General features: G+C 67.6%; 19 protein-coding genes. 3 read left to right on the forward strand and 16 right to left on the reverse strand.

Translation table 11 applies throughout. The features are described 5' to 3' along the window. Positions 1-88: 88 nt before the first annotated feature. The 11 genes from AAG801_RS00225 to glpD all read right to left on the reverse strand — a co-directional run bounded on the left by AAG801_RS00225 (position 89) and on the right by glpD (position 11,586). Entirely contained in the window at positions 89-1,069 is a 981-nt protein-coding gene (locus AAG801_RS00225) for a BtrH N-terminal domain-containing protein (protein ID WP_341886615.1), read from the reverse strand. Beyond that, a complete protein-coding gene (locus tag AAG801_RS00230) occupies positions 1,066-1,461 on the reverse strand; it encodes a hypothetical protein (protein WP_341886616.1) in 396 nt (131 codons plus the stop codon). Before AAG801_RS00230 ends, AAG801_RS00225 begins: the two co-directional genes overlap by 4 nt. Positions 1,462-1,463: 2 nt before the next feature. Further along, entirely contained in the window at positions 1,464-2,600 is a 1,137-nt protein-coding gene (locus tag AAG801_RS00235; RefSeq protein WP_341886617.1) for a beta-ketoacyl-ACP synthase III, read from the reverse strand. Further along, on the reverse strand, positions 2,590-3,594 hold the full coding sequence (locus tag AAG801_RS00240; RefSeq protein ID WP_341886618.1) for a dialkylrecorsinol condensing enzyme: 1,005 nt from the start codon (positions 3,592-3,594) through the stop codon (positions 2,590-2,592). Before AAG801_RS00240 ends, AAG801_RS00235 begins: the two co-directional genes overlap by 11 nt. 165 nt (positions 3,595-3,759) lie before the next feature. Continuing rightward, positions 3,760-5,490 carry an ABC transporter substrate-binding protein gene (locus AAG801_RS00245; protein WP_101492371.1) on the reverse strand — a complete coding sequence of 577 codons (1,731 nt, stop codon included), beginning with the start codon at positions 5,488-5,490 and terminating at the stop codon, positions 3,760-3,762. 180 nt (positions 5,491-5,670) lie between these two features. After that, positions 5,671-5,979 (reverse strand): DUF2160 domain-containing protein, encoded by a 309-nt coding sequence (locus AAG801_RS00250; RefSeq protein WP_341886619.1) that lies wholly within the window; start codon positions 5,977-5,979, stop codon positions 5,671-5,673. Between the two features lie 12 nt (positions 5,980-5,991). Continuing rightward, positions 5,992-6,804: a carbohydrate ABC transporter permease gene (locus AAG801_RS00255; protein WP_341886620.1), complete on the reverse strand. Its 813-nt coding sequence runs from the start codon at positions 6,802-6,804 to the stop codon at positions 5,992-5,994. 72 nt (positions 6,805-6,876) lie between these two features. Continuing rightward, positions 6,877-7,767 carry a sugar ABC transporter permease gene (locus AAG801_RS00260; RefSeq protein WP_341886621.1) on the reverse strand — a complete coding sequence of 297 codons (891 nt, stop codon included), beginning with the start codon at positions 7,765-7,767 and terminating at the stop codon, positions 6,877-6,879. Continuing rightward, on the reverse strand, positions 7,764-8,834 hold the full coding sequence (locus tag AAG801_RS00265) for an ABC transporter ATP-binding protein (protein ID WP_341886622.1): 1,071 nt from the start codon (positions 8,832-8,834) through the stop codon (positions 7,764-7,766). The genes AAG801_RS00260 and AAG801_RS00265 overlap by 4 nt, the downstream gene beginning before the upstream one ends. A 2-nt stretch (positions 8,835-8,836) precedes the next feature. Next, a complete protein-coding gene (locus AAG801_RS00270) occupies positions 8,837-9,910 on the reverse strand; it encodes an ABC transporter ATP-binding protein (protein ID WP_341886623.1) in 1,074 nt (357 codons plus the stop codon). Then, positions 9,910-11,586: a glycerol-3-phosphate dehydrogenase gene (gene glpD, locus AAG801_RS00275; RefSeq protein ID WP_341886624.1), complete on the reverse strand. Its 1,677-nt coding sequence runs from the start codon at positions 11,584-11,586 to the stop codon at positions 9,910-9,912. The genes AAG801_RS00270 and glpD overlap by 1 nt, the downstream gene beginning before the upstream one ends. A gap of 122 nt (positions 11,587-11,708) precedes the next feature. Between glpD and AAG801_RS00280 the strand changes: the two genes are divergently transcribed. Next, a complete protein-coding gene (locus AAG801_RS00280; RefSeq protein ID WP_099796344.1) occupies positions 11,709-12,479 on the forward strand; it encodes a DeoR/GlpR family DNA-binding transcription regulator in 771 nt (256 codons plus the stop codon). Positions 12,480-12,498: 19 nt separating this feature from the next. Next, complete coding sequence (gene glpK, locus AAG801_RS00285) at positions 12,499-13,995, forward strand: glycerol kinase GlpK (RefSeq protein WP_341886625.1); 1,497 nt, start codon at positions 12,499-12,501, stop codon at positions 13,993-13,995. Between the two features lie 12 nt (positions 13,996-14,007). Here glpK and AAG801_RS00290 read toward each other — a convergent pair whose 3' ends face one another. Beyond that, complete coding sequence (locus AAG801_RS00290; protein WP_341886626.1) at positions 14,008-14,472, reverse strand: SH3 domain-containing protein; 465 nt, start codon at positions 14,470-14,472, stop codon at positions 14,008-14,010. Positions 14,473-14,669: 197 nt separating this feature from the next. Between AAG801_RS00290 and AAG801_RS00295 the strand changes: the two genes are divergently transcribed. After that, complete coding sequence (locus AAG801_RS00295; protein WP_341886627.1) at positions 14,670-16,304, forward strand: phosphoethanolamine transferase; 1,635 nt, start codon at positions 14,670-14,672, stop codon at positions 16,302-16,304. A 37-nt stretch (positions 16,305-16,341) separates the two neighbouring features. Here AAG801_RS00295 and AAG801_RS00300 read toward each other — a convergent pair whose 3' ends face one another. The 4 genes from AAG801_RS00300 to AAG801_RS00315 all read right to left on the reverse strand — a co-directional run bounded on the left by AAG801_RS00300 (position 16,342) and on the right by AAG801_RS00315 (position 21,897). Then, positions 16,342-16,887: a 2OG-Fe(II) oxygenase gene (locus AAG801_RS00300; RefSeq protein WP_341886628.1), complete on the reverse strand. Its 546-nt coding sequence runs from the start codon at positions 16,885-16,887 to the stop codon at positions 16,342-16,344. Positions 16,888-16,913: 26 nt separating this feature from the next. Further along, a complete protein-coding gene (locus AAG801_RS00305) occupies positions 16,914-17,870 on the reverse strand; it encodes an alpha-E domain-containing protein (protein ID WP_101492361.1) in 957 nt (318 codons plus the stop codon). Positions 17,871-17,881: 11 nt separating this feature from the next. Further along, positions 17,882-19,378, reverse strand: coding sequence for a circularly permuted type 2 ATP-grasp protein (locus AAG801_RS00310; protein ID WP_341886629.1), 1,497 nt, complete (start codon positions 19,376-19,378; stop codon positions 17,882-17,884). Between the two features lie 98 nt (positions 19,379-19,476). Continuing rightward, positions 19,477-21,897: a DNA internalization-related competence protein ComEC/Rec2 gene (locus tag AAG801_RS00315; protein WP_341886651.1), complete on the reverse strand. Its 2,421-nt coding sequence runs from the start codon at positions 21,895-21,897 to the stop codon at positions 19,477-19,479. Positions 21,898-21,911: the final 14 nt, after the last annotated feature.

Genomic DNA, 21,911 nt, shown 5'->3' on the forward strand with positions numbered 1-21,911 from the left:
CCCACCGCCGGGCCGCCCCAAGGCGGGCCGAGCCTCCCCCTCGGGGGGTGGCGAAGCACACGCAGTGGCAAGCCGGGGGGCTCCCATCTCAGGCGACGGCGGCCTTGAGGTCGCGGAAGAAGGTTTCCTCTTGCTGCGCCTGCTCGCGCAGCTTGCCCGCGAGCGCCACCGGATCGACGGGCTCGCGCCCCTTCACCATGCGCGCGGCCTTGAGCGCGAACGCACGCCAGCCGTCGCCGATGGCGATCAGGCGTTCGGACATCTGCGTCAGCTGCGGTTTGTCGAGCAGCTGCGCCGCCTCTTGCAGAAAGCCCGCGTAGATGAAGCGGAAGCCCGCCCCGCCCGTGCCGATTTCTTCCTGCATGCGCACCAGGTGGCCGATGAAGTCGACGCTGCGCGGATCACCCGGCGACAGCTTCTGCATGCGCTTGGCCAGCGTGCGCATGCCGCGCACGCCCACGATGGGCACGGGCGCGAGCATGTTGCGCACGGTCTTGCGGATCGCCTTGGTCACCGAGGCGGCGTCGACCGCCTTGCGCTCGATGGCCTGCGGGTAGTACATGAGCCCCTTGGGCGCCAGCACGCCCTTGGCGAAGCGCGCGCGCGACAGGTCTTCGCTCGCGCAGCGCACGGGTTCCTCGAACACGGGGTCGCTGATCAGGTAGTCGTCGCCGTCCTTGCCGTAGACCAGCAGGTTGTGCGCGTTGAAGTGAAAGCGCATGTTCGGCGGAAAGTACGGCAGCCAGTAGACCGAGGTCTGCAGGCCCACGAGCTGGCCGTCGGCCAGCAGCGCGTCGAGCCGCTGCTGCCCTGCTTGCGGGCTGCGGAAGGTCTCGAAGCGAAAGCGCGCGGCCATCGGTGCCAAGAGGCCCTTGATGATGGCCTTGGGCGGCATGCGGTACGAGATGAGCGGCAGGCCCGACAGCTTGATGAACGGCAGGTAGGCGAACGACAGCGCCGACGACAACCCCAGCGCCATCGCCTCGCTCATCGGCGCGCCGTGGTGGCGCATGAGGCTGGAGATGACGCCGCTTTCGCAGTGCGCCGCCTGTTGGTGTTGGAAGTTCACGGCAGGCCTTGCAGGGTGGAAACGGGCAGCCCCAGCGCCTGGCCGTAGCGGGTGAGCTGGGCCGGCGACAGCGCGGCGAAATGGCGCGGCTGCAGGTGGCGGCGCACGCGCCACTGCCAGAAGCCGCTGGTCTGCGAGAGCAGCGCCACGTCCATGCGGCGCTCGTACATCCAGTATTCGAGCGGCGAAGCCAGCCCGGCCTTCACGCGCGTCTTGGCCTCCTGTGCCTGCTCGACCAGCACGTCGACCGCGTGGCTGGTGACGATCTCTTCCGCCTCCCAGCCCTTCGACGTCGTGGTGACGACGCGGCCTTGCGCGTCGCGGGCGTACATCAGCTTGGAATGGCCCGCGAGGGTCGCGTTGCCCTCCTGTGGCACGGCATCGAGGTCCATGGCTACACCGCCTCCAGGTAGATGAAGCCGCTCGAAAAGCGACCGCTTTCCGGCACGAACATCAAGAGCTTCTGACCGGGCTGGATGCGGCCCGAGCGGAACAGCTCGTCGAGCATGATGTACGGCGAGGCCGAGCCGGTGTTGCCCTTGGTCGCGAGGTTGCTGAACCAGCGCTCGCGCGGAATCGGCAGGCCCAGCGAGGCCAGGCTCGCGGCCACGGGTTCGACGAAATAGTGCGACGACAGGTGCGGCAGAAACCAGTCGATGTCGTCGGTCTTCAGCCCGCGGCGCTCGATGATGGCTGCAAGCGGCTCGGTCAGCGTGGCGCGCACGATGTTGTCGTTGAGCAGGCGCACGTCCTGCTTGACGGCGAAGGTCGAGTCGCGCTGCCAGTCGGCGGGCGAGGTGCGGGCCCAGCCGTCGAGGCCGCCCTGTGCATTCTTGTCGGCACCGGCATACATGCACACCGGCAGCTCGTGCGCCGCCGACGACAGTTCGATCCACTCGACGCGCAGCGACAGCGGCCCGCGCGGTTCGCGCTCGAGCAGCACCGCGCCGGCGCCGTCGGACAGCATCCAGCGCAGGAAGTCTTTCTCGAAGGCGATCTCGGGGCGCGCTTCGAGCGCTTCGATCTTGTGTTCGAACTCGGCCTCGAAGTTGATGCCGCGCATCACGGCCGAAGCCAGCTCGGAGCCCGTGGCGACCGCGCGGCGCGCATCGCCCGCACGCACCGACAGCCACGCATGCTTGAGCGCCGCCGCGCCGGCCAGGCAGATGCCGGCGCAGGCCACCACCTCGAGCCGGGGCCAGCCGAGTTCACCGTGCACCATCACCGCGTGGTTGGGCATGAGCTGGTCGGGCAGCGAGGTGCCGGTGGCCAGGCAGTCGACCGGGCCGATGTCGTCGCCCAGCGCGCGGATGGCCGCCGCGGTGAGCTGTGCATTGGTCATGGCCAGCTGGCCGGTGGCACGGTCGATGGCGTAGTGGCGCGACTGGATGCCGTTGCTGCGCAGGATGAGGCGTCGCGCACGCGACACCTTGCCACCGATGCGACCCAGCACTTCTTCGATGTCTTCGTTGCTGACCGGAGAAAAAGGCAGGAAGGCGGCGGTGCGGGTCAGGAAAACATCAGTCGTCATAAAGAGGGAGCCGGTCCGTGGCAGAGCCCGACGGGCGCTCGAATTGAGCGGTCATTTTAGTCAGCCACCCTCGGAACAAAGGACGCAGCAGCGCCTGCAGGGTCAGGCTCACCGGCACGACGGTAACGATCAGCGCCAGCAGAAACAACACGTACAGCAGCAGCAGCGGTTTGCGCACCGCCGCACCCGGCCCGCCGGCCGCCATGATCAGCTTGCCCCAGAGGTAGAAGCTGCGCGTGCCGGCCTTCTCGCTGACCAGCAGGCGCGCGTCGGCGCGCACCGCACCCAGCCCGGCCAGCAAGGGCGCATCGCCCTGCTCTTTACCTGCGTGCAGCGCGTCGCGCAGGGCGCGGCCGAAGCGGCTGCAGCCGCGAATCTGTTCCTCGCTCAGGCCGGCGTCGGGCATGCCCCAGAAGCCGCGCTTGCGGCCCCAGATCAGCCAGGCCGGGGTGGTGAAGAAGGTGGCCAGCGTGGGACCGGGGTCGGTCAGCACCACGTTGTCGATCAGGCGCCCGCCAGTGGCGGCGAGCAGTCCCTTGAGCTTTTCGTGGGCCAGCAGCCACATGTTGCGGCAGGCAATGACCGTGACCACGGGTTTTCCCTTGAGCAGCCGCGCCGCCACGGGGTGCTGCAGGAAGGCCGCAATCGGCTGCGCGGGCGCCAGGAACCAGACCTGGTACGGCAGGATGACGAGGTCGAAGTCTTCATCGCCCGTGAGCGCGAGCGGTGCCAGCGGGCCCGGCTTCATGTGGGCCGACTCGGGGAACGCGTCGAAAAAAGTCAGGAACGGCCAGGGCCAGGGAAAGCTCTGCAGCGGCCGCAGCGTTTCCACATGCAGTTCGATGCCCGGGTCGGCGCGCAGCGGCGCGGCGATCTGCCCGGCCACGCGGTCGAGCTGCCCGGTCTGCGAGTACTGGATCAGCAGGACGCGTTTGGCACGCGCGCTCGGGGTGGCAAGAGGGCTGGCGGAGGGGCTGGAAGAACTTGGATTCACTGGCAGGGCGTGGCGGGGGCCGTCGAATGTAAGCGAAGCTTTTCAAAGGTGCATCTGCCATAGGTCATGGCGTCGCGCGAATCCGACGAACGAAACGGCCAGAACGCGAAAAAGGGCCGCACCTTGCGGCACGACCCTTCCATCCTCCCTGTGGCGCGGGGCGCCTCAGCGCACCTTGCCGTCCTTCCAGGCGCTCAGCAGCTTGTTGTAGTCGATGGTCTCGCCCTTGGGCTTCTCGTTGGCCAGCTTCTTCCACGGGGCGTTCTTGTCGCTGAGCCACTTGTTCGGGTCGCCCTTCGGATTGAGCTTGGGCGCGCAGTGGGCCATGCCGGCGCGTTGCAGGCGGCCCATCACGTTGTCCATCTCGTCGGCCAGGTTGTCCATGGCTTTTTGCGGGGTCTTCTCGCCCGTGACGGCCTCGGCCACGTTCTTCCACCACAGCTGCGCCAGCTTCGGGTAGTCGGGCACGTTGGTGCCGGTGGGCGTCCATGCCACGCGGGCCGGGCTGCGGTAGAACTCGACCAGGCCGCCCAGCTTGGGCGCCATGTCGGTCATGGCCTTGCTCTGGATGTCCGATTCGCGGATCGGGGTCAGGCCCACGATGGTCTTCTTGAGCGAGACGCTCTTGGAGGTCACGAACTGGGCGTAGAGCCAGGCAGCAGCCGTCTTGTTGGCGTCATGGCCGTTGAAGAACGACCACGAACCCACGTCCTGGTAGCCGTTCTGCATGCCCTGCTTCCAGTACGGGCCGTTCGGGCCGGGCGCCATGCGCCACTTGGGCGTGCCGTCCTCGTTCACCACGGGCAGGCCCTTCTTGGTCATGTCGGCGGTGAAGGCCGTGTACCAGAAGATCTGCTGGGCGATCTGGCCCTGCGCCGGCACCGGACCGGCTTCGCCGAAGGTCATGCCCATGGCTTCCTTGGGCGCGTACTTCTTCATCCAGTCGATGTACTTGGTGAGCGCGTACACGGCGGCCGGCGAGTTGGTCGCGCCACCGCGCGACACGGCGGCGCCCACGGGCGTGCACTTGTCGTCGGCCACGCGGATGCCCCACTCGTCGATCGGCATGCCGTTCGGGGTGCCGATGTCGGCGGTGCCGGCCATCGAGAGCCACGCGTCGGTGAAGCGCCAGCCCAGCGACGGGTCTTTCTTGCCGTAGTCCATGTGGCCGTAGATCGGCTTGCCGTCGATGGTCTTCACGTCGACGCTGAAGAACTCGGCGATGTCTTCGTAGGCGCTCCAGTTCAGCGGCACGCCCAGGTCGTAGCCGTACTTGGCCTTGAACTTGTCCTGCAGGTCCTTGCGCGCGAACAGGTCGGCGCGGAACCAGTACAGGTTGGCGAACTGCTGGTCGGGCAGCTGGTACAGCTTGCCGTCGGGCGCGGTGGTGAACTTGGTGCCGATGAAGTCCTTGATGTCGAGCCCGGGGTTGGTGTACTCCTTGCCCGCACCGGCCATGTAGTCGGTGAGGTTCATCATCTTGCCGTAGCGGTAGTGCGTGCCGATGAGGTCGGAGTCGGAAATCCAGCCGTCGTAGATCGACTTGCCCGACTGCATCGAGGTCTGCAGCTTCTCGACCACGTCGCCTTCCTGGATCAGGTCGTGCTTCACCTTGATGCCGGTGATTTCCTCGAAGGCCTTGGCCAGCGTCTTCGATTCGTATTCATGCGTGGTGATGGTCTCCGACACCACCGAGATTTCCTTGACGCCCTTGGCCTGCAGCTTCTTGGCCGCGTCGATGAACCACTTCATCTCGGCCGCCTGCTGGTCCTTGCTCAGGGTCGACGGCTGGAACTCGCTGTCGATCCATTTCTTGGCTTCGGGCTCTGCGGCCCATGCGCCGTGCGCAGCGACCATCGCCGCCGCCATTGCCAATGCCGTGTAGCGCATCTTCATGAATATGTCTCCTCGGTTGTGCTTCCCCGGTTTTTTCATCGCGGCTCCGGGGAGGCGGAGAGCCGGACGCGTTGGCGAAATTAAGGTTGCGGTCGCCGCCGGGCCGCCCCAAGGCGAGCCGCGCCTCCCCCTTGGGGGGTGGAGAAGTACACGAAGTGACAAGCCGGGGGGCACATTTTTCTAGCCTTTGCGCATGACCAGGGCAAGAACCAGCATCGACAGCACGAAGCCGATCCAGATCGAGGGCTCGGCCTCCAGGCTCAGCCACTCCTGCACCTTGCCGGCCACGCCGACGAAGACCAGGTTCACGTAGGCGGCGGACAGCAGGCCGATGAACAGCCGGTCGCCGCGCGTGGTGGCAATGGGCAGCCAGCCGCGTCGCATGACGGTGGGCGACTTGATCTCCCACACGGTCATGCCGACCAGCATGAGGGCGATGCAGGTGAAGAAAACGGCCACGGGGGTGGTCCAGACCATCCAGTCGAACATGTCTTGGTCTCCTTAGACGCGACCCATCGCAAAGCCTTTTGCGATGTAGTGACGGACAAACCAGATCACGATCGCGCCCGGCACGATGGTGAGCACACCCGCCGCAGCCAGCGTGGCCCAGTCCATGCCCGAGGCGCTCACCGTGCGCGTCATGGTCGCCACGATCGGCTTGGCGTTCACGCTCGTGAGCGTGCGCGCCAGCAGCAGTTCGACCCAGCTGAACATGAAGCAGAAGAACGCCGCCACGCCCACGCCGGCCTTGATGAGCGGCAGGAAAATCGTGAGGAAGAAGCGCGGGAACGAGTAGCCGTCGATGTACGCCGTCTCGTCGATTTCACGCGGAATTCCGCTCATGAAGCCTTCGAGAATCCACACCGCCAGCGGCACGTTGAACAGCAAATGTGCGAGCGCCACGCCCAGGTGCGTGTCCATGAGGCCCACGGTGCTGTACAGCTGAAAGAACGGCAGCAGGAACACCGCGGGCGGCGTCATGCGGTTCGTGAGCAGCCAGAAGAACACGTGCTTGTCGCCCAGGAACGAATAGCGCGAGAACGCATACGCTGCCGGCAGCGCCACGGTGAGCGAGATCACCGTGTTGATCGCCACGTAGATCAGGCTGTTGATGTAGCCCGAGTACCACGACTCGTCAGTGAAGATGCGCGCGTAGTTGGCCCAGGTGAGCTGCTGCGGAAAGAACGAGAAGCTCGACACGATCTCCTCGTTCGTCTTGAAGCTCATGTTGATCATCCAGTAGATGGGCAACAGCGCGAACAGGATGTACAGCAGCAAAAAGATGCTGCGCTTGTGGAAGCGTTTTTCAGACATGTTGACCCCCTTGGCGCTGCGCGCCGTCCCCCCGAGGGGGAGCATCCGCCTTGAGGCGGCTCGGCGACGGATTCATTGTTCTTTCTCCACTTCTTGCGTGCCCACCCGCTGCATCCAGTTGTAGAGCACGAAGCAGAACAACAGAATGATCAGGAAATAGATCAGCGAGAACGCCGCAGCCGGCCCGAGGTCGAACTGCCCCACGGCCTTCTGCGTGAGGTACTGGCTCAGGAAGGTGGTCGCGTTGCCCGGTCCGCCGCCCGTCAGCACGAAGGGCTCGGTGTAGATCATGAAGCTGTCCATGAAGCGCAGCAGCACGGCAATCATCAGCACGCCGCGCATCTTGGGCAGCTGGATGTAGCGGAACACCGCGAACTTGCTCGCGCCGTCGATGCGCGCGGCCTGGTAGTAGGCGTCGGGAATCGAGCGCAGGCCGGCATAGCAGAGCAAGGCGACCAGCGGCGTCCAGTGCCACACGTCCATCACCAGCACCGTGAGCCACGCGTCGGTCGCGCTGCCGGTGTAGTTGTATTCGATGCCCATCGTCTGCAGCGCGTGGCCCAGCAGGCCGATGTCGGCACGGCCGTAGATCTGCCAGATGGTGCCCACCACGTTCCACGGAATGAGCAGGGACAGCGCCACCACCACCAGCACCGCCGACGACTTCCAGCCTGTGGCCGGCATCGACAGCGCGAGCGCGATGCCCAGCGGAATCTCCACCAGCAGCACCGAGAGCGAGAAGCCCAGCTGGCGCCACAGCGCCTGGTGCAGCTCGTCGTCGCGCATCACGGCAGCGAACCATTCGGTGCCGACGAACACGCGCCGGTCGGGCGAGATGATGTCCTGCACCGAGTAGTTGACCACCGTCATCAGCGGCACGATGGCCGAGAAGGCGACGCAGATCAGCACGGGCAGCACGAGCCACCACGCCTTCTGGTTGATCGGCTTGTTGGTTGGGTTCATGCCACCAGTTCCTCGTCCTTGTAGTAGCAGGTGTGGGTGTCGAGCACCCGCAGCCACACCGTGTCGCCCACCGAAGGCGGCTGTTCGTCCGAGTGCATGCGCACCTTGACCACGCCGCCGCCGACTTCCGCGCTCAGCATCGCGTGCGTGCCGACGTCCTGCACCTGCTTCACCACCGCAGGCACGGCGCCGGCCGCACCGGCATTCGACAGGCGCAGGTACTCGGGCCGGATGCCGATCTTGAGCGCGCCGGGCGGCAGCTCGCGCGTCGGCACCAGCGGCGTGCCCGCCACTTCGAGTGCACCGTTGGCGCTGTGCGCCGACAAGAAGTTCATGCCCGGCGAGCCGATGAAGTGCCCGACGAAGGTGTGGGCCGGCCGTTCGAACAGCGCCTCGGCGCTGCCCACCTGCACAGCCTTGCCGCGCGTCATGACCACCACCTCTTCGGCAAAGGTGAGCGCCTCGACCTGGTCGTGCGTCACATAGATCAGCGTGAGCTTGAGCTCGCGGTGGATCTGCTTGAGCTTGCGGCGCAGCTGCCACTTCAGGTGCGGGTCGATCACGGTGAGCGGTTCGTCGAACAGCACCGCCGAGACGTCGCTGCGCACCAGCCCGCGGCCGAGCGAGATCTTCTGCTTGGCGTCGGCCGCCAGGCCCGCGGCGCGCTGGTTGAGTTGGCCGCTCATGTCGAGCATTTCGGCGATCTCGCCAACGCGCTTCTTGATCTGGTCTTCGGGCACCTTGCGGTTGCGCAGCGGGAACGCGAGGTTCTCGGCCACGGTCATGGTGTCGTAGATCACCGGGAACTGGAACACCTGCGCGATGTTGCGTTCCTGCGGCGTGGCGCGCGTCATGTCGCGGCCGTCGAAGCTCACGCTGCCCTGCGAGGGCACGAGCAGGCCCGAGATGATGTTGAGCATGGTCGTCTTGCCGCAGCCCGAAGGGCCGAGCAAGGCATACGCGCCGCCGTCGCGGAAGCTCATCTTGAGCGGGAGCAGCGCGTAGTCGCTGTCCTGCGTGGGGTTGGCGCGGTAGGCGTGGGCCAGGTCGAGATCGATGCGTGCCATGACTAGCTTCCTTTGCGCCATGCCGGCGCGAGCGCCAGCTTTTCGCTGGCATCGAACACATAGGCCTGCGACGCGCTGAAGTACAGCGTGATCGCGGCGCCCAGCTCGAAGCGGTGCACGCCGGTGAGCTGCGCCACCAGTTCGCCCACCGCCGTGTCGACGTGCACGAAGGTGTCGGAGCCCGAAATCTCGGCCAGCTCCACCTTGCCGGACAAGGCGATGTCGCCCTCCCCTCCACCCACATTCAAGGCACTCGCGCGCAGGCCGACGGTGACGGGGCCCGACACGCTTTCAGGCAGGGCCAGCGTGAGCGCGGGCCCGCCCGCGAGTTGCACCTGGCCGGCGGTGGCCGTGCCCGCCAGCAGGTTCATCGGCGGATCGCTGAAGGCGCGTGCCACGCGCAGCGACTGCGGCGCATGGAACACCTCGGCGGTCGGGCCGTACTGCAGCAGTTCGCCGGCGTCCATCACGGCCGTGTAGCCGCCGAGCAGCAGCGCTTCGCCGGGCTCGGTGGTGGCGTAGATGACGGTCGAGTCGCCGGTGGCAAAGAGCTGCGTGAGTTCTTCGCGCAAGCCTTCGCGCAGCTTGTAGTCGAGGTTGACCAGCGGCTCGTCGAGCAGCATGAGCGGTGCGTTCTTGGCGAGCGCGCGCGCCAGCGCCACGCGCTGTTGCTGGCCGCCCGAGAGTTCGGCCGGCAGGCGGTCGAGGAACATGCCGATGTGCAGCTTGTCGGCCAGCGCCTTCACGCGCGCCTCGATGTTCGATTCGCCGCGCAGCTTCAGCGGCGAGGCGATGTTGTCGAACACCTTGAGCGAGGGGTAGTTGATGAACTGCTGGTAGACCATCGCGACGTTGCGCTCGCGCACCGGCGTGCCGGTGACGTCCTTGCCGTCGACCAGCACACGCCCGGTACTCGGCGTGTCGAGCCCGGCCATGAGACGCATCAGGCTGGTCTTGCCGGCCTGCGTGGCGCCGAGCAGCACGGTCACCGCGCCGCTTTTGGGCGCAATGCTCTGCTCGTAGAGCCAGGTGTGCGCGCCGACCTTCTTGGTGACGCGCTCCAGAGTCAGCTGCATCAGCTCACCTCCACTTCCACGGTGTCGTTGTTGTTCGTCGCGTGGGCCTGCAGCCAGATCGCCACCTGCTCGCGCTCGGCGGGCGTGTAGTGCAGGCCGAGCTTGGTGCGGCGCCAGAGCACGTCGTCCGAGCTCACGGCCCATTCGCGTGCCTGCAAAAAGCGCAGCTCGCGCTCGTAGAGGCCGGGCGCCACCTCGGTGCCCATGTCGGCCAGCGACTGCGCTTCGCCGACCAGTTCGGCCAGGCGCGCGCCGTAGCCGCGCGCCAGCCGCAGCGCGACCTTGGCGTCGAGCCAGGGGTACTTCGCCTGCACGGCCGTCACGAAGCGGCCGAAGTCGTCGTCGGGGCGCTTGGGGGCCCCGATCCAGGCCGACAGGTCGCCGCCCGCGAGGAAAGCGCCGTCGGTCCATGCCGGGCGCTGCGCACCGGACTGGCCGAGCATCTTTCCGACCTCGTCGGCCGCGTCTTCCGCGAGCTTGCGGAAGGTCGTGATCTTGCCGCCCCACACCGACAGCAGCGGCGCGGCGGTGGTGTTCGATTCGAGCAGGTAGTCGCGCGTGACGGCCGAGGGGTCGCCCGAGGCGTCGTCCAGCAGCGGGCGCACGCCCGAATAGGTCCAGACCACGTCGGCCGGCACGATGGCCTTGTCGAAGTAGCGGCTGGCCTGCGTGCAGAGGTAGTCGATTTCTTCCTGCGCGATGCGCGCGCCGCCGGGGTCGTCGCCGCTGATCTCGATGTCGGTGGTGCCGATCAGCGTGAACGCGCCCTGGTAAGGAATGGCGAAGATGATCCGCTTGTCGGGGTTCTGGAAGATGTAGGCGTGGTCGTGGTCGAACAGGCGCGGCACGATGATGTGGCTGCCCTTCACGAGCCGCAGGCTCTTGGTGGCCAGCGCCTCGCCGCGCGCCGACTGGGCCACGCCACGCAGGAAGGATTCGGCCCACGGGCCGGCCGCGTTCACCACGGCGCGCGCACGCACGGTGCGGTGCGCGCCGTCGGGGCCTTCGAGCGTGGCGACCCAGCCGTCGGCGCCGCGTTGCGCATGGATGCAGCGCGTACGCGTGAGCACTTCGGCGCCCTTCGAGCGCGCATCGATGGCGTTGAGCACCACCAGCCGCGCGTCGTCGACCCAGCCGTCGGAGTACACGAAGCCGCGCTTGTACTGCGCCTTGAGCGGCGCGCCGGCCGCGTGCTGGCGCAGGTCGATGCCGCGCGACGGCGGCAGCACCTCGCGCTTGGCGAGGTGGTCGTACATGAACAGGCCGATGCGGATCATCCAGGCCGGGCGCATCGACGGGTCGTGCGGCATCACGAAGCGCAGCGGCCACATGATGTGCGGCGCGCTCTTGAGCAACACTTCGCGCTCCTGCAGCGCCTTGCGCACCAGCGAGAACTCGTAGTACTCCAGGTAGCGCAGCCCGCCGTGGATCAGCTTGGTGGAAGAAGAAGAGGTGTGCGAGGCCAGGTCGTCCTTCTCGCACAAGACCACGCGCCAGCCCCGGCCGGCCAGGTCGCGCGCAATGCCGCACCCGTTGATGCCGCCGCCGACGATCAGCACATCGCAATCGGTGGCCGGCGCGGCCGCTGGAGAAGAGAAATCGGTCACAGGCTGGGGGTCCGTAGGTTCGTGACTTTTGTCAGCAAAGGCCGAGATTGTATTTTCGAGTTTTTTCATTTGGATTCCTTTTGGCGCGATTTTCCTCCGAGTTTTCCCTTACTAAGATTCGTTTTCTTTCGTTTTAAAGTGACGCGGCCTGTACCCTCGAGCCCAGTCTTTCCGCTTTCCACGACGTCTCTGTGAACTCCAATCCGCGCCAGATCAACCTTCTCGACACCGTGCGCGCGCGCGGCTCCGTCACCGTCGAACAGCTCGCCGACATGCTGGGCGTGACGCTGCAGACCGTGCGCCGCGACGTGCAGCGGCTGGCCGACGCGGGCTTGCTGACGCGTTTCCACGGAGGCGTGCGCGTGCCCAGTTCGACCACCGAGAACATCGGCTACCAGCAGCGCGAAACGCTCAACGCCGACGGCAAAGCGCGCATCGCGCGCCGCGTGGCCGAGCTGGTGCCCAACGACTGCTCGCTGATCCTCAATATCGGCACCACCACCGAGGCCATCGCCAAGGCGCTGATGCGCCACACGGGCCTGCGCGTGATCACCAACAACCTGAACGTGGCGACCATCCTGAGCGGCAACACGGCCTGCGAGGTGATCGTGGCCGGCGGCTCGGTGCGCCCGCGCGACCGCGCCGTGGTGGGCGAAGCCACCATCGACTTCATCCGCCAGTTCAAGGTCGACATCGCGCTCATCGGCGTGTCGAGCATCGAGGTCGACGGGTCGCTGCGCGACTTCGACCTGCGCGAAGTGAAGGTCGCGCAGACCATCATTGCCCAGGCGCGCGAGGTGTGGCTGGCGGCCGATGCGAGCAAGTTCAACCGGCCGGCGATGATCGAGCTGGGCACGCTCTCGCAGATCGACCGCCTGTTCACCGACGCCGCGCCGCCGCCGCCGTTTCCCGACCTGCTGCATGCCGCGCAGGTGCGGCTGGAAATCGCGCGCGACATCTGATTCCAGAAACATCCACCGAATGACCACCTACCTGCTCGCCCTCGACCAGGGCACCTCCAGCTCGCGCAGCATCGTGTTCGACCGCGAAGGCCGCATCGTCGCCATCGCCCAGAAGGAACTCACGCAGATCTACCCGCAGCCCGGCTGGGTCGAGCACGACCCGATGGAAATCTGGCGCAGTCAGCTCGCCACCGCGCGCGAGGTGCTGGCCAAGGCCAAGCTGCAGCCCACCGACATCCACGCCATCGGCATCACCAACCAGCGCGAGACCACCGTGCTGTGGAACCGCGCCACCGGCCTGCCAGTGCACCACGCCATCGTCTGGCAAGACCGCCGCGCCGAACCGCTGTGCGCGCAGCTGCGCGACGAAGGCATGACGGACACCATCCGCGACAAGACCGGCCTCGTGATCGACGCGTACTTCTCGGGCACCAAGCTGCGCTGGTTGCTCGACCACGTGCCCGGCGCGCGAGCCCAGGCCGAGCGCGGTGAGCTGGCTTTCGGCACCGTCGACAGCTGGCTCATGTGGCAGCTCACCGGCGGCAAGGTGCACGTGACCGACGTGAGCAACGCCTCGCGCACGATGCTGTTCAACGTGCACACCAACGATTGGGACGCCGACCTGCTCGCCGCGCTGAAGATCCCCGCCGCGCTGCTGCCGAAGGTGCAGCCGTCGAGCTCGCACTTTGCCGACACCGACGCAGCGCTGCTCGGCCACACGCTGCCCATCGGCGGCGTGGCCGGCGACCAGCAGAGCGCCCTCTTCGGCCAGGCCTGCTTCGAAGCCGGCATGGCCAAGAACACCTATGGCACCGGCTGCTTCCTGCTGATGCACACAGGCGGCGCGTTCCAGCCGTCGCACAACGGCTTGCTGGTCACCAGTGCGGCGCAGGTCGATGCGACGCCGCAGTACGCGATGGAAGGCAGCGTGTTCGTCGGCGGCGCGGTGGTCCAGTGGCTGCGCGACGGCCTCAAGGCCATTAAGGGCAGCGCCGAGGTGCAGTCGCTCGCCGAGAGCGTGCCCGACGCGGGCGGCGTGATGATGGTGCCGGCCTTCACCGGCCTGGGCGCGCCCTACTGGGACGCGGATGCGCGCGGCACGATCACCGGGCTCACGCGCGGCACCACGGTCGCGCACATCGCGCGCGCCGCACTCGAAAGCATCGCGTACCAAAGTGCCGCACTGCTGCAGGCCATGAGCCGCGACGCCGTGGCTGCAGGCGGCAAGCCCGTCGCCGAGCTGCGCGTGGACGGCGGCGCGAGCGTGAACGATCTGCTGATGCAGTTCCAGGCCGACCTGCTGGGCATTCCGGTGGTGCGACCCGAGGTGATCGAGACCACCGCGCTGGGCGCGGCCTACCTTGCCGGGCTGTCGACCGGCGTCTACACCGACGCGCGCCAGCTCTCGAAGCTGTGGAAGATCGAGCGCCGCTTCATGCCGACCATGGGCCGCGCGCAGGCCGAGGAATCGATGGCGCGCTGGGAGCGCGCCGTGCGCCAGGCCACCGCGACCTGAACGCCCTCGGCTTCACCAGCCCCAGAGGGAGCGCTTCAGCACCCAGCCGGTGGTGCCGCCTTCGTGGCGCACCTTCACCCAGTCACCGCGGCGCTCGAGGGTGCGCAGCACGTCGCCGTACACGGCCCGCTTCACGACCGGGCTGCGCGCGCCGGGTGCGCGGCGCAGTTGCGCGGTCTTCGCCTTCACCACGTGGTGCGGCGTCTTGTTCGTCATCGAACGGAAGACCCAGGCCTTGTCGTTCTCGAAGTCGGTGACCCGCAGCCAGTCGCCCTTGCGGCCGATCACGCGCAGCGGATAACCCCGGCTCACCGTCCAGTGCGCCTCGGCGCGCTGGCTGGGGGCGGTGCGCATGTTCAGCGTCTTGACCGCGACACTGACCATCTGCGGCTGCGCGGCAAAGGCGGACGGCAGCACCATCCACGAGAAGAAGAATGCGAGCAGGAGCGCGGGCAGTCGGCGGCTGAATCGGGCCATGGGGCGAGGGTTCCTTTCAAGAAGACACGGGTCCGGCAAACACCGGGCGAAGCCCCTCTGGGACGCTGGGCGCGAATAAGTTCCGCGGGGATATCCCTGAGGCGGCACTCAAAGACCCCGCAAGGGTCGGGACACTGAACGTGCAGCGGCAGGGTGCGGGGCAGAATTCGGCCGCCTTCGACTCCCCCACGCCGCGTTTGACACACCCCCACACCGACGCCCCGCGTCACTCCTCCAGTGCCCTGCTGGCCTGCGGCGTGGTCGGCGCGACGCTGCTGGCGCTGATCGCCCTGGGCCATGACGGCCGCCGCATCGCCCAGCTCGCGGTGCTCGCCGCCCCGCCCGTGCTCTGGCTGCTGTGGCCGCTGCACAGCGCGCGCCTGCGGCGCTGGCGCACGGCGCTCGTGTGGCTCTGGGTCATGGGCTTCGGGCTCGACGCCGTGGTGCGCGCTTACCTGCTCGACACCTACCAGGCCGCACCCGACAGCGCCATGGTGCTGGGCGCGGCAGCCAACACGAATGCACGCGAAAGCGCCGAGTACCTGCGCATGCACTGGCGCTCCGCCGTCGTCTGGTCGGCCGCACTCGCGGCGGCAGGCGTGGTGGCGGGCCTGTTCGCGCGGCGCGGTGCCGTGGCGCCGCGTGCGCGTCGGCCGTTCTGGGTGCGCTCTTTGCTGCTGTTGATCCTGCTCGCGGCCTGCGTGGCCTATGTGAGCAAGCCCTGGCGCCGCCTGCACCCGGTCGTCTTCTGGACCCAGTGGTCGCAGTCGCTGCAGGACCAGCGCGCCGCCTGGGCCGGTCAGGAAAAAACCCGCGATGCGCAGCTGGCGCAGGCCCGGCAGATCGCCCCGGTGTTCTCGCGCGAAGGGCCGTCCACGGTCGTGCTCGTCATTACCGACAGCATCAACCGCGACAACATGGGCCTGTACGGCTACGGCCGCCCGACCACGCCGCGCCTGCAGGCGCACAAGGCACAGGAAGGCGACCGCATGGCCGTGCTGCAGAACGCGTGGTCAGTAGACGCAAGCACCCTGCCCGCGCTGCGCAACATGTTCCATTTCGGCCAGCCCGCGAATGAAAGCTCACCCCATCTGCTGGCCCTGGCGCGCGCCGCCGGCTACAAGGTCTGGTGGATCAGCAACCACGACGACCTGGCCATCGAGCAGGAGCACGCGCGCTATGCCGACGTGGTCGACATGGTGAACCGCACGCCGGGCCGCGCCAGCGCCTCGCTCGACGGCGAGATCCTCGACTGCGTGCAGGAAGCCTTTGCCGACACGAGCACCGATCGCAAGCTCATCGTGGTCCACCTGATGGGCGCGCACCCGCACTACAGCCTGCGCTTTCCCGAGAACGCCAACCCCTTCGACGACAGCGTCGATGCGGTCGAGAACGGCCTCATGAAGGACGGCCGATCGGCCTGGGTGCGTCACTTCCGCCAGGAGTACGACGCCGCGCTGCTGTACCACGACTTCGTGGTGTCGGAGCTGCTGCAGCAGACCCGCAGCACGGGCCGCCCCGAGGACTACCGCGCCTGGATGTACCTGTCGGACCACGGTCAGGAAGTTGGCCACGGCAGCGACCGCGCAGGCCACAGCCCCGCCACTGCCTCGGGCTACCGCATCCCGGCGATCGTCTGGCGCAACCGCGAGGCATTGCCCACCGGCGTCGCGGCGCAGCAGCCCTTTCGCGCGGACTGGGCGGGTTGGAGCCTGATGGACCTGCTGGGCATTCGCTGGAGCGGGCAGAAGGCGGAGCGCAATGTGCTGGGTGATGCCTACCAGTGGCGGGCGCCAGAGATTCCGGTGGTGGTGGAGTCGTTCTCCCGCTAGGACGCCGAGGCAGCCGACAGCCTGCGGTGCAGCGCGCTCAAACGGCTTTGCCGTACATCACATCGGAGCGCAGCACGTACTTGGTTCCGGACTCGATGGCGGCGCCTTCGTGCCACGTGTCGTGGATGAACAGCAGGGCCGCGCCGGCTTCCGGCTTGACGCGGAATTCGCGGAAGTCGGTGTCGCCGCCCGTGAAGCCGTCGTTCAGGTAGACCAGCAACGTGAGCTGGCTCGTCAGCCCGTCTTCATGCCACGGCCCATCCTTGTGCATCTTGAAGCGCTGGCCGGGCGAGTATTTGTAGAAGCGCAATTCCTTCGGCAGGCCCTGGGGCACCTGTCCGGCGACCTCGGGCAATGCGACCTGCCCCAACCGCGCCCACAGCAGTTCAACCCAATCCGGCGAGGGCAGCATCGCGCGTTCGTTGTTGCGGATGGCCGGCATGGCCTTCGGTCCGTCGGCGGTGCGAACGCCGGCCGAGGCGAAACCTTCGCGCTCGGCCAGAGAGATCAACTGCTCGCACTCTTCGGGTGCGAGAAAGCCCTCGATGGAAAAGGCCTGTGGCGAATGGGCCGTCACCCGCATCGGCACAGGCGTCGCGATCCGTTCGCTCAGTGCGCCGGCACCAGGAAGTCCTGGCTGATGCGCCCACCCAGCTCGTTCACCCGGTCGAGGAACTGCGTGAGGTAAGCATGCAGCCCGGTCGCCAGGATCTCATCGACCCGCGCGTACTGCAGGTCGGCCAGCAGCTTGCCGGCGCGACGTTGGGTTTCGGCGCTCTGCTCGTTCTGCACCTTCGCGAGGTTGCTGACCACCTCGACCAGGCTCGCGTGCAGCGAGCGCGGCATGTCGGCGCGAAGAATGAGCAGCTCGGCCACGCGCTCGGGCTTGATCACGTCGCGGTAGACCTTGCGGTACACCTCGAAGGCCGAGACGCTGCGCAAGATGGCGCTCCAGTGATAGAAGTCGTACTCCTGGTCTTCCTCGGTGGCGGCACCGAAGAACTCGCTGTTGAGCGCGTGGAACTTCACGTCGACCAGGCGCGCCGTGTTGTCGGCACGCTCCAAAAAGGTGCCTAACCGCGAGAAGTAGAACGCCTCATCCTGGAGCATGGTGCCCAGCGTGACGCCGCGCGACAGGTGCGAGCGGAATTTGACCCACTCGAAGAACTGCCCCGGGTCGCGCTCGAAATCGCCCGCGCGCAGCATGCGGTTCACTTCGAGCCAGGTGGTGTTCTGCGTTTCCCAGGCCTCGGTGGTGAGCGCGCCGCGCACGGCACGGGCGTTCTCGCGGGCAGCCTTCAGGCAGGAGACGATCGACGACGGATTGCTCTCGTCCTTGACCATGAACTCCATGACCTCATTCGGTGCGATGTGGTCGTATTTGTCGTTGTACAGCGGCAGCAGCTCGCTGATGGACAGCACGCCCTGCCAGCCGTACTTGGCGACCTCGGCCGACTGCGGCAGCAGCGAGGTCTGGTAGTTGACGTCGAGCATGCGCGCCGTGTTCTCGGCACGCTCGGTGTAGCGCGACATCCAGTAGAGGTGGTCTGCGGTGCGGGACAGCATCGTGGGTGCTCCTACTGCGATTGGCTTTGCGACTGCGTTCCCGCCTTCGGCTTGGCCGTGCGGTCCGCTTCGAGAATCCAGGTGTCCTTGGTGCCGCCGCCCTGCGACGAGTTGACCACCAGCGACCCCTCCTTGAGCGCCACGCGCGTGAGGCCGCCGGGCACCATCTGCACCTCGCTGCCCGAGAGCACGAAGGGGCGCAGGTCGATGTGGCGCGGCGCGATGCCGGCGTCGACGAAGGTCGGCGAGGTCGACAGGCTCAGCGTGGGCTGGGCGATGTAGCCGTCGGGCTTGGCGATGACGGCTTTCTTGAAGTCTTCGATCTCGGCCTGCGTGGCGGCCGGGCCGATGAGCATGCCGTAGCCGCCGGCGCCGTGCACCTCCTTGACGACCAGGTCCTTCATGTTGTCGAGCGTGTACTGCAGCTCGTCTTTGTTCCGGCACATGTAGGTCGGCACGTTCTTCAGGATCGGCTTCTCGCCGAGGTAGAACTCGATCATTTTCGGCACGTACGGGTAGATCGACTTGTCGTCGGCCACGCCGGTGCCCACGGCATTGCAGATGACGACGTTGCCCGCGCGGTAGGCGCGCATGAGGCCTGCCGTGCCGAGCGTGGAGGTCGGCCGGAACACGTCGGGGTCGAGAAAGTCGTCGTCAACGCGGCGGTAGATCACGTCGACCCGCAGCGGGCCGCGCGTGGTGCGCATGTAGACGAAGTCGTCCTTCACGAACAGGTCTTGCCCTTCGACCAGCTCCACGCCCATCTGCTGGGCCAGGAAGGCGTGCTCGAAGTAGGCGCTGTTGTACATGCCGGGCGTGAGCACCACCACCGTGGGCTCGGCCGTGGCCGGCGGCGCGCTGGCGCGCAGCGTTTCGAGCAGCAGGTCGGGGTAGTGGGCGACTGGCGCGATGCGGTTCTGGTTGAACAGCTCGGGGAAGAGCCGCATCATCATCTTGCGGTTTTCGAGCATGTAGCTCACGCCGCTGGGCACGCGCAGGTTGTCTTCGAGCACGTAGTACTCGCCGTTGCCCTGGGCATCGGGGGCGCGCACGATGTCGATGCCCGAGATGTTCGAGTAGACGTTGTGCGGCACGTTCACACCCATCATCTCGGGGCGGAACTGGGCGTTGTTCAGGATCTGCTCAGCCGGAATGATGCCGGCCTTGATGATGTCCTGGTCGTGGTACACGTCGTACAGGAAGCGGTTGAGCGCGGTGACACGCTGCACCAGCCCCTTTTCCATGCTCTCCCACTCGTGGGAGGGAATGATCCGGGGCAGCAGGTCGAACGGGATCAACCGCTCGGTGCCGGAGCCGTCCTCGTCCTTGGCGCCGTACACCGCGAAGGTGATGCCGACCCGGCGGAAAATCATTTCCGCCTCTTCACGCCGCGATCGCATCACCTCACCGGGTTGCTTCGCAAGCCATTGGTCGTAGCGTTTGTAGTGTTGCCGGATTGCAGCGCCCGCATAGGGGAGCTGCTCATACATCTCGTCGAATTTGTGCATGGAACGACCAATCTCCTTGAGCCATAGCTTAGCAAGTTCAAGGCCAGTAGAAGCCCTAGGTTTGAACGCGATGCGAGGGCATTTGGCGTTTCGGTCCTTCAGGGCATCCGGTGGCGCCAGTAGCGCAGATCATGCGCGCGTTCACACGTCACCTCGGCCGGCCGCGGGCTCGCCCAGTGCGCGGCGCCGCAGCGCGGGCTGTCGATCACCTGCACGCCGCGTTCGACGTAGCGCGCCACCACCTCGGGCGCCGGGTGGCCGAAGCGGCTGCGGTAGCCGGCCTGGACCAGCGCGATGCGCGGTTGGACCGCGTCAAGGAAGGCCTCGCTCGACGAAGTCTTGCTGCCATGGTGAGGCACCAGCAGCACGTCGGCCTGCAGCCCGGGCGTGCGCGCTACCAGCGCGGCCTCCTGCAGCCGTTCGATGTCGCCGGCCAACAACGCCGTGGCGCGGCCATTGCCGATGCGCAGCACGCACGACACGGCATTGGGCCGCGTGAAGCTGCGGTAGTCGCTTTCATAGGGAAACAGCACCTCGAAATCGACGCCGTCCCAGGTCCAGCGCTGGCCGGCCTCGCAGCGCCGCGCGGGGCGCAGTGCCTGCAGCGGATGTCCGGCCTCGATGGAACTCAGCAGCGCGGCCTGCGGCTGCGTGGCGAGCACGGCGGGCGCACCGCCCGTGTGGTCGATGTCGCGGTGGCTCAGCAGCAGCGTGTCGAGCCGTTCGCCGCGTGCGCGCAACAGCGGCACGAGCACGCGGTGGCCCGCATCGCTGTCGAGCCCGTAGCGGGGCCCGGTGTCGTACAGCAGGCTGTGCGTCGCGGTGCGCACGAGGACCGCATTGCCCTGCCCGATGTCGGCGGCGAGCAGGTCGAACTCGCCCACGGCGGGTCGCACCGGCTGCCACAGCAGCACCGGCAAGAGCAGCGGCAGGCCAAGCGCGCGCATCGACCACGGCAGGCGCATCGCCAGCAGCACGCCACCCGCCACGCCGCCCGCGGCCAGCCACGGCGGTGGCGCGGCCATCGACAGCGTGGCGAACGGCAAGCCCGCGAACGCTTGCAGCAACAGGGCGAACAGCTTCACGGCGCCGGCGGCCACGTCCCACAACGGCGGCACCGCCACGCCGAGCATCGCCAGCGGCGTGATCACCAGCGTCACCCACGGGATCGCGATCGCATTGGCCACCAACCCGACGGCCGACACCTGCTGGAACAGCAGCAGGCTCAGCGGCGCGAGCGCCAGCGTGATGGTCCATTGCTCGCGGAAGAAGCGACGCAGCCTCGTGAGCGCCCCCACCCTGCCCTCGCCCGGCACGGCCGTCGCCGAGGCGAACAGCACCGCCACCGCGACGAAGCTGAGCCAGAAACCGGCCTGCAACAGCGCCCACGGGTCGGCGGCCACCACGACCGCCGCCGTCAGCAACCAGACATGCGGCCACGGCCAGCGCCTGCCGGTGAGGCGCAGCAGCGCCACGGCCGCGAGCATCCAGACTGTGCGCTGCGAGGGCACGCCCCATCCGCTGAAGAGCGCATAGAGCGCGGCCAGCAGCAGCCCACCCGCGAGCGCGGCCTGCTGCGCGGGCAGCCACAGCATGAGCCGGCTGCTGCGCCGCCAGAGCGCGCCCACGACATGTGCCGCGAACCACGCGAACAAGGTGATGTGCAGGCCCGAGATCGACATCAGATGCGCCACACCGGTGGCGCGGAACACGTCCCAGTCGGCACGGTCGATGGCGCCCTGGTCGCCCGTGACCAGGGCGGCGATCACGCCGGCCTGCCGCCGGTCGTCCACGCGTGCGAAGACCGCATCGCGCACGGCCTCACGCGCTCGCTCGATGGGATGCAGCCACGTGGTGCCCAGGAGCTGCGGCGCGGGGTCACGAGCCCCAACGCGCACATGGCCCTGGGCATGCACGCCCTGCTCCCACGCCCACAGCTCGCTGTCGAAGCCGTGCGGATTGAGGTTGCCGTGCGGCGCGCGCAGGCGCACGGTCAGTTGCCAGCGCTGACCGGCGTGCACCTCGCCCACGGGGCGCGCCGTGGACGCGCGCCGTTCGACGGGCTGCTCCCACACACCGCTGTGTTCGCCGTACCAGGCAAGCGCGATGCGTGAGGGCACCACAGGCGGCACAGCGCCGCGCGAGGCCTCGGCCCATTGCGCCGTCTCCACATCGAAACGGAAGCGTGTTCCGATCTCGCTGTGCTGCGGCATCTGCGAGACCACGCCCGTGAGCCGCAGGTCGCGCCCTTCGAGCTGCGGGCTCAGCGCCCCATCCGCATAGGCCGTCGCGCGCCATCCGGCCAGCCCTGCACCGGCCATCGCGCCACAGGCCAGCGACAGCATCAGCACGATCAGCCGACTCCCACGCCATCGCCACAACAGCCATCCGCCGCCGAGCCCCACGAGCAGCAACGCGGCGTAAACGCCGGCCTCCCACAGCTGCGGCTGGCGCAGCTGCAAGGCCGCGCCGAGCAGCGTGCCGCCGAGCGCAACGAAGGCCCCCGACCCACCCGCCACCGCGCCGGACGCAC

This window comes from Variovorax sp. YR752 (assembly GCF_943372545.1).